Source organism: Paraburkholderia sp. RL17-347-BIC-D (assembly GCF_046027915.1).
In the GTDB taxonomy this organism is placed as follows: Bacteria; Pseudomonadota; Gammaproteobacteria; order Burkholderiales; family Burkholderiaceae; genus Paraburkholderia.
In genome coordinates this window covers 1-1,304 of sequence record NZ_JARESS010000176.1, presented here as the reverse complement: position 1 = coordinate 1,304, position 1,304 = coordinate 1, and the positions used below count along the sequence as shown (strand labels likewise).

The window sequence follows — 1,304 nt, the reverse complement described above, 5'->3', positions numbered from 1 at the left end:
AGCGAGTCGAGCACTTCTTCGAAGGCACGAGCCTGGCCGGGCTGGAACAGTTCGACCAGTTCCCGCGCGAACGGGGAATGTCGCGCATGCACGCGCGAGAGCAGGCTCGCGAAACCGTCCAGGAAGTGGTGCTTGTCGCGCTCCAGCGGCAGGTCGATGCGCTCATTGGCGCGCGCATCGCGCATCGTGCCCAGCGGATCCTCGCCACGCTGCACCTTGCCGATCTCGCGATGCACCATGCGCCGCAGGATCGCCAGCCCCTGGTCCGTGCTGCCCAGGTTCTCCTTCGTGCGATCGGCGATCGGCCCCTGCGTGACCCACGCCATGATGTCCTGCGCGTCGATCATGTCCAGCGCGTACTCGCCGTGCTTGTCCAGATACGGCACCTCGTACACCGGCACGCGCTCCAGCAGATGCGGCGCCACCGTCGCGCCCGGCGGCGGCACGTACGCGGTGTACCACAGGTGCAGGGTGTGCGTGTCGTCCATTGGCGTGCGGATCTGGAACGCGTACATGCCCCATTGCGGCGACGCATAGCCCACCGCCAGCATTGTCGGGAACACCAGCGGATGGCCGATCTGCCAGTCGTCGCAGTCCTCCGACTGCCCTTCGAGCAGGCGCCGCTTGATGATGCCGTGCTCGAACTCGGTAAAGCCGATGCGCACGTGCCGGCGGCTGATCGAGAACTTCGCGGGCTGCCCCTGGATCTCGCGCAGATGCTCGTGCAACTGCCCGTGCAGCCACTCGGTATGCACCTGGTCGACCGAGTTCTCCATGATCTGCAGCCAGTTCGCCGGCACCACCGCCTGACCGATCATGCGGATCGCGGGCGAGGCGACGAAGCCGTCATAGCGCGGCAGCAGCGGACGCGGCTCCGGGCCCATGTAGGCGAACAGCATGCCGCCCAGTTCCTCGACCGCGTAGGCGCTCGTGCTCACGCGCTCCTTGAAGCAGGTCTGGGCCGACTCGTTGGGCTGCTCCAGGCATTTGCCCTGGGCGTCGAAGTGCCAGCCGTGATACGGGCAGCGGATGCCCTGGTCGGTGGGAATGCCGTAGGCGAGCGAGGCGCGCCGGTGCGGGCAGTGCTCGGCGATGAGCCCGAAGCGGCCCTGGCGGTCGCGAAACAGCACCAGGTCCTCGCCCAGCACACGCACGCGCTTGGTGGAGCGCGCGCTGCTGAACTCATCCACTCCGCCCACCGGGTGCCAGTAACGGCGCATCAGTTCGCCGCCGGGCGTGCCCGGTCCCACACGTGTGAGCAGTTCATTCTGTTCGGCCGTCAGCATCGGGTTCTCCTCTTTACA

At 67.3% G+C, this 1,304-nt stretch carries 1 protein-coding gene; it reads right to left on the bottom strand.

What is annotated here, in order from left to right; translation table 11 throughout:
- Window positions 1–1,286: Rieske 2Fe-2S domain-containing protein (locus P0D96_RS47970; protein WP_408321331.1), on the bottom strand; the 1,286-nt coding region annotated here is incomplete at its 3' end.
- Between the last annotated feature and the right edge of the window lie 18 nt (window positions 1,287–1,304).